The sequence below is a fragment of the Natronomonas sp. genome, assembly GCF_046710025.1.
Taxonomy (GTDB): Archaea; Halobacteriota; Halobacteria; order Halobacteriales; family Haloarculaceae; genus Natronomonas.
Genome location: NZ_JBKEGK010000141.1, coordinates 1 through 6,638 on the forward strand (window position 1 = coordinate 1; position 6,638 = coordinate 6,638).

Annotated in this window: 5 protein-coding genes; 4 read left to right on the forward strand and 1 reads right to left on the reverse strand. The window is 64.0% G+C overall.

Going from position 1 to position 6,638, the window contains the following annotated elements; genetic code table 11:
- The coding region (locus ACI944_RS09965; RefSeq protein ID WP_411718891.1) for a DICT sensory domain-containing protein at positions 1 to 678 on the reverse strand (678 nt) is incomplete at its 3' end.
- A gap of 240 nt (positions 679 to 918) precedes the next feature.
- Here ACI944_RS09965 and ACI944_RS09970 point away from each other — a divergent pair.
- The 4 genes from ACI944_RS09970 (at position 919) to ACI944_RS09985 (ending at position 6,590) form a co-directional block, all read left to right on the forward strand.
- Entirely contained in the window at positions 919 to 1,968 is a 1,050-nt protein-coding gene (locus ACI944_RS09970; RefSeq protein ID WP_411718892.1) for a zinc-dependent alcohol dehydrogenase family protein, read from the forward strand.
- Positions 1,969 to 2,256: 288 nt separating this feature from the next.
- Positions 2,257 to 4,143 (forward strand): 2-oxoacid:acceptor oxidoreductase subunit alpha, encoded by a 1,887-nt coding sequence (locus ACI944_RS09975; RefSeq protein WP_411718893.1) that lies wholly within the window; start codon positions 2,257 to 2,259, stop codon positions 4,141 to 4,143.
- 2 nt (positions 4,144 to 4,145) lie between these two features.
- Positions 4,146 to 5,084 carry a thiamine pyrophosphate-dependent enzyme gene (locus tag ACI944_RS09980; RefSeq protein ID WP_411718894.1) on the forward strand — a complete coding sequence of 313 codons (939 nt, stop codon included), beginning with the start codon at positions 4,146 to 4,148 and terminating at the stop codon, positions 5,082 to 5,084.
- Positions 5,085 to 5,189: 105 nt separating this feature from the next.
- On the forward strand, positions 5,190 to 6,590 hold the full coding sequence (locus tag ACI944_RS09985; protein WP_411718895.1) for a cryptochrome/photolyase family protein: 1,401 nt from the start codon (positions 5,190 to 5,192) through the stop codon (positions 6,588 to 6,590).
- The last annotated feature ends 48 nt before the right edge of the window (positions 6,591 to 6,638 follow it).

Consider the following 6,638-nt stretch of genomic DNA (forward strand, 5'->3'; position numbering starts at 1 on the left):
CCAATCGACCGTCGAGGGGTCGTAGGTCCAGAAGCCGTAGAACGACCGGGGCTCACGCTCCTCGGCGAGGAGCGCGCACTTATTAACGTCGACACCAGCACCGTCGTAGGCGACGAACCACGACCGCTCGATCTCGTCGCTCCGTTCGACGTGGATCGTGAGGTCGGTGTCGTGTTCGGGGACATCGGCGTCCGGCACGGCGTAGGCGTGAACGTTGAGGCTGCCTTTCTGGGCCAGTTGTTCGTAGATGTTCATCTGCCCCGAGAGGATCGAGAGCTTCTGAAAGCCCGAGCGGAGAGTGCCCTTCCCGACTCGCCAGGCGCGGTCCTCGATCTCTCGGGAGGCCGCGACCATCTGTTCGATGTCGTAGGAGGTGAACATCGTCTCGTCGAGGTGATCGAGGATCGGGCGGTACGCGTCGCCCTCGAAGCCTGGTTCGGCTCGCTCGTCTTCGTCGTCGATGACGCTCTCGATGTCAGCGGCGGCGACGAACTCGTCGTCGTCCGAGAGGACCGTGAACGCGTCCGGCTTTCCGCTCGGCGTGTGCTCACCAGAAACGGTGACGTTCCGGTCGTGGAGTTGCTCTCTGAGGGTTTCGATGGTCTCTTCGCCGGTGTTGAAGACTGTAAGGGTTTTTTCGTGGTCCTCGACCCCAGCGATGAGTTCGGTGAGGGACATTCGCTTCAAGGGGATTCACGACACTATCACTAATAAGCCTGTGGCCTTCATCACACGAAACAGCTCCCTGAGAGTGGTGCGATCGAAGACTAACGGCACAGGGCGCTTCAAAAAGAGTGGATGCGGTGCGGGTCCCGTATCGCGGGGAGCGGAGAGCGTCAGGCGACGATGCGCAGAGGAGCGGTTATTTATCGGCGTATGGGGAGTAGTTCTTCATGCGTGGGCGTGTAGCGTTCACGTATGCGCGCAGCCATCTGCCGTGGGCCCGGAGAGATCACTGTCGAGGAGGTACCTCGCCCCGAAATCGAGTCGTCGACCGACGCGATCGTCCGCGTCACACACACCGCAGTCTGTGGGTCGGACCTGTGGTTCTACCGCGGCGATAGCGACCGGGAGGTCGGCTCTCGGGTCGGCCACGAACCGATGGGGATCGTTGAGGCGGTCGGCGAGGACGTCCGCTCGGTCGCGCCGGGCGACCGGGTACTCGCGCCGTTTGTCATCAGTTGCGGTGCCTGTGAGTTCTGCCGGAAGGGACTCCATACCTCCTGTGTGAACGGGGACTCGTGGGGCGGCGACAACGGCGGCGGACAGGGCGAGTATGTTCGCGCGCCCCACGCCGATGGGACGCTCGTCCGGGTTCCGGACCATCACGCCGACGACGAGGACACCCTCCGGTCGCTTTTGCCCCTGACGGACGTGATGGGGACGGGCCACCACGCCGCCGTGAGCGCCGGCGTTGAGGCCGGATCGACCTGTGTCGTCGTGGGTGACGGTGCGGTTGGGCTCTGTGGCGTCCTCGCCGCCCGCCGACTCGGTGCCGAGCGGATCATCGCGCTTGGCCACCACGGGGACCGACTCGACCTCGCCGCCAAGTTCGGGGCAACGGAGACAATCCAGGCCCATGGCGAGGAAGCCATCGAGCGGGCAAAAGAGACGACCCACGGCGGCCCGAACCACGTCCTCGAGTGCGTCGGCGCGGCTGCCTCGATGAACGCCGCGATCAAAATCTGTCGGGACGGCGGCACCGTCGGCTACGTCGGCGTCCCCCACGGGGTCGAACACGAGGGCCTCGACATGTTCGGACTGTTCGGCGGTAACGTCACGCTCCGCGGCGGGATCGCGCCCGTTCGCGAATACGCCGAAGATCTGATGGCCGACGTGCTGGCCGGGACACTCGATCCGAGTCCGATCTTCACGAAAACCGTCGATCTCGACGGCGTCCCGGAGGGATACCGGGCGATGGACGAGCGGGAGGCGATCAAGGTGCTGGTGAAGCCGCACGACGGGTGACACACGGGATCGGTGGAGAGGCGAACCAAACCGTCGATCACGCGGCCCTGGTCTCAACCCCCTGGGTTCTCGATGGCGGCCGCGGAAGCCAATCACCGTTCGCCTTACACGTCCGGTGTCGGCCGGCCGGACGCGCCGTCGGTTGACAAGGATCTTTCGTGTAAAACCGCCCTAAGAGACGTTATTAATACAATTATATCACGATTAAAGCATGACATTGTGTAGCAAATACTTTTATTGGTGGACTCTGAAGAACGTTCAACGCCCCCAAGGGCGCAGTGATAGCCAATGACAGAAGAAATTGTCTGGCGAATCGCGGGCGGTTCCGGTGACGGAATCGACTCGACGAGCCAGAACTTCGCGAAGGCCCTGATGCGATCCGGGCTGCACGTATTCACACACAGACACTATCCGTCCCGCATCCGGGGCGGCCACACCTATGTCGAGGTTCGAGCGTCGCCGGAGCCGGTGAAATCCCGCGGTGACGGCTACAACTGCTTGCTTGCGCTCGGCGACTCCTTCGCCAGGAATCCCCAAGAGGACGCCTACTACGGCGACGAGGAGATGAAGCCGATCGTCGAAAACCTCGACGAACTCCGCGAGGGCGGCATCATCGTCTATGACGAGGGGCTCATCGACATCGACGAGGTCCCGAAGTTCGAAGAGCGCGTCGAGGAAAACGACTGGCACGTCTACCCGATGGATCTCCGCGCTCGCGCCCGAGAGAAGGGTCGCGAGGTCATGCGCAACACGGCGGGCGTCGGCGCGATCGCCGCACTCCTTGAGTACGAACTCGAGCACATCGAGGACCTGATGTCGGACGCGATGTCCGGCGACGTTCTTGAGACGAACCTCGAAATTCTCCGGGATGCATTCGAGGACGTCAGCGACATGGACTTCGACCACGACCTCCGGATCCCGACCGGCGAGCACGACGAGGAGCAGGTGTTGCTCTCGGGGAGCAACGCCATCGCCTACGGCGCCCTCGATGCCGGGTGTCGGTTCATCTCCGGATATCCGATGACGCCGTGGACCGAAGTGTTCAGTCTGATGAGTAAATACCTCCCCGAGGTCGGGGGAATCTCCGAGCAGGTCGAAGACGAGATCGCCGCGGCGGCGCTCGCGCTCGGTGCCTCACACGCCGGCGTGAAGGCGATGTCCGGCTCCTCGGGCGGCGGCTTCTCGCTGATGACCGAACCGCTCGGCCTCGCCGAAATGACCGAGACGCCGGTCGTCCTCGTCGAGGCGATGCGGGCCGGCCCCGCGACCGGGATGCCGACCAAGCCCGAGCAGAGCGACCTCGAACACGTCCTCTACGCAAGCCAAGGGGACTCGACGCGGGTCGTCTTCGCGCCCGGCAACGTCGAGGAGGCCTACGATCAAACCCGCGCCGCATTCGAGATCGCCTACGACTACCACGTCCCGGCGATCGTCCTCTACGACCAGAAGATCGGCGGCGAACTCAGAAACGTCGACGAGTCCTTCTTCGATCGCGAGCCCGACCCGGACCTCGGGGAGACGCTCACCGAGGAGGAACTCGCCGAGGCGGCACACCACTCCTCCGGGAAGTTCAACCGCTACCGGCACGACCCCGGCGAGAACGGTGTCTCGCCGCGGTCGATCCCTGGCCAGAAGGGTGGTCGGTTCCTCGCCGAGAGCAACGAGCACACGCCGCAGGGACATATCTGTGAGGATCCCGAAAACCGGATCGCACAGGTCGACCGTCGCCTCGGCAAACACGACTCGATCCGCGAGCAATTCAACGGGGCCGACGGCAGCCACCAGACGGCACACGGCGACGACGATGCGGCCTACGGCATCATGACGTTCGGCAGCCAGCAAGGCAGCGTCGAGGAGGCCGTCGACGAACTCAACGACGCCGGCTACAGCGTGAAGTCGCTTGGAGTCTCGGATCTGATGCCGTTCCCCGAGGCCGAGGTGACCGAGTTCCTCGAATCCGTCGACGAGTGTCTCGTCGTCGAGATGACGGCCAGCGGCCAGTTCCGAGGGCTCGTCCAGCGCGAACTGGGGCGGTTCGGCCCGAAGATGCACAGCCTTCTGAAATACAACGGCAACCCGTTCGAGCCGGGGGAGATCATCGACGGGTTCCGATCCATCCTTGAAGGGGACGAGCCCGCGACGACAACCCGGTTCGTTCCCGCGGCAGGTGACTGATAATGAGCGCGTTCAATGCAATCGACGCGGATCGAGACGTAGAGCGAGACGAGTACACGCCCGGTATCGAGCCGCAGGCGACGTGGTGTCCCGGCTGCGGTGACTTCAGCGTCCTGAAGGCGCTGAAGGGTGCGATGTCCGAACTGGGCAAGGACCCAGAGGAAATTCTGGTCGTAACCGGAATCGGCTGCTCGGGCAAGCTCAACAGCTACTTCGACAGCTACGGGTTCCACACGCTGCACGGGCGGGCACTACCGGTCGCGCGGGCGGCGAAACTCGCAAACCCCGACCTCGAAGTCGTCGCGGCGGGCGGCGACGGCGACGGCTACGGGATTGGCGGCAACCACACGACCCACACGGCCCGGGAGAACCACGACATTACCTATATCGTGTTCAACAACGAGATCTTCGGGCTAACAAAGGGTCAGACGTCGCCAACGAGCCCCAAGGGGCACAAATCGAAGACCCAGCCGCACGGGTCCGCGAAGGACCCCGTCCGGCCGCTGTCGACATCGCTCACCGCGGGGTCTTCGTACGTCGCCCGAACGGCGGCGGTCAACCCCAACCAGGCCCAAGAGATCCTCGTCGAGGCGATCCAACACAACGGATTCAGTCACGTCGACTTCCTCACTCAGTGTCCGACCTGGAACAAGGACGCGAAACAGTACGTCCCCTACATCGACATCCAGCAGAACGACGACTATGAGTTCGACATCACGGACCGCCCGGAAGCGGCCAAGATGATGTATGAGACGGAACTAGCGGTCCACGACGGAGAGATCCTGACGGGCCGGTACTACCGCGACGACGAGCGTCTCTCCTACACCGAGGAGAAACAGGCAATCGGCGAGATGCCCGAGGAACCGCTCGCCGAGCGCTACCACGACGACGACTACGAATGGGAGCGTGCCTACGACATGATACTCGACGCGCACAAATAGGGTCGCCTCCCGACGTTCGCCTCCGTTTTATTTGCCCGGCAAAGTACCAGCAGAGCACGGCAGCCACCCGGGGATTTACCAAATCGCGCGAGAAAAACTAGTGTAATGCGACTCCACTGGCACCGGCGGGACCTGCGGCTTGCTGACAACCGCGGCCTCGCAGACGCGCCCGACCGGCCCGTTGGGCTGTTCGTCTTCGATACGGCGGTGTTGGACCACGCGGGCGCGCCGCGAGTGACGTTCCTGCTTGACGCGCTCGGGGAACTACGTGCAGCCTACCGCGAGCGCGGCTCCGAATTGCTCGTCAAGCAGGGCGATCCCGCGACGGTCGTTCCCGATGTCGCGGGCGATCTCGGCGCCGAGTTCGTCTCCTGGAACCGCGATTACTCCGGGCTAGCGAGAGAGCGCGACGAGCGCGTGGACGGAGCGCTCGAAGACGTTGACGCGACCCCTCAGAAGTTCCACGACGCTGTGTGTCACGAACCCGGGTCGATCACGACGAACGCGGGCGAGCCCTACTCGGTGTTTACGTACTTCGGCCGGAAATGGAGCGACCGTGAGAAGGACGACCCCCGCCAGATTCCGGACATGGCCCCGGCCGACGACCTCGGCGTCGATCCGGGGCCGATCCCGACGCTATCGGAACTCGGATTCGACGCCGCGGAAGCCGAGGTTCCGACCGCCGGCACCGGGGCCGCACGGAGGCTGCTCGAGTCGTTTCTCGACGACGATGTCTACCGGTACGAGGAGTTGCGGGATTACCCCACCGAGGAGTGTACCTCCCGGCTCTCCGTACACCTGAAGTTCGGGACGATCGGGATTCGCGAGGTCGACAAGCGGGTCAGGGAGGCCCTGAAGAGCGCTTCCGGCGAGCGTCGCGAGTCGGTCGCCGAGTTTCGCTCCCAACTGGCCTGGCGGGAGTTCTACACTCACGTCCTCTATTTCAACCCAGAGGTCGTCGCGGCGAACTACAAGTCCTATGAGAACCCGATCGAGTGGGACGACGACGAGGACCTGCTCGCGGCCTGGAAGCGCGGCGAGACCGGCTACCCGATCGTTGACGCAGGGATGCGACAGTTGCGGGCGGAGGCGTTCATGCACAATCGCGTCCGGATGATCGTCGCCTCCTTCTTAACGAAGGACCTGCTGATCGATTGGCGACGCGGCTACGAGCACTTCCGGGAGTTGCTTGTCGACCACGACACCGCCAACGACAACGGGGGCTGGCAGTGGGCAGCCTCGACCGGCACCGATTCCCAGCCGTACTTTCGGATCTTCAACCCGATGACGCAGGGCGAGCGCTACGACCCCGATGGAGAGTATATAAAGGAGTACGTGCCCGAACTCGAGGGGGTCGATCCCGACGTTATCCACTCGTGGCACGAACTGACGCCGACCGAGCGCGCGAACGCGGCCCCGGAGTACCCCGAGCCGGTCGTCGACCACAGCGAGCGCCGAGAGCAGGCGTTGTCGATGTTCGAGCGCGCCCGCGGTGACTCGGACTGAGACGGGGCGGCGTACGCTGTTCGCGGCGAGCGTCGATTTCCGGCGGAT